The organism is Ulvibacter sp. 2210JD10-4, assembly GCF_058148525.1.
Window position 1 is genome coordinate 1 of record NZ_JBYVJZ010000108.1, and the last position, 235, is coordinate 235.

The 235-nt window shown below is 39.6% G+C and carries 1 pseudogene; it reads left to right on the plus strand.

The window, feature by feature from the left end:
• Positions 1-235 (plus strand): annotated as a pseudogene (locus ACY2RT_RS15680) (DNA/RNA non-specific endonuclease); the annotation flags it as partial.

The following is a 235-nucleotide window of genomic DNA, read 5'->3' on the forward strand; positions in this document are numbered from 1 at the left end:
AACAAAAGCAAAAGGAGAATATTTAGCTACAGAGTTTAACGATTCTTTTTTACCCACATCTACTACCGGGGTTGTGATAGAGCATATCTATTTTACACTTTCCTATGCCGAAGACCACGAACAAGCAGAATGGGTAGCGTATGAGCTTTCCAACAAGCATTTATCTCAAAATGATTTTGAACGCACGGATTTTGTGGAAGACAGAGAGGTAAAATCCAAATCGGCGCATTGGAGA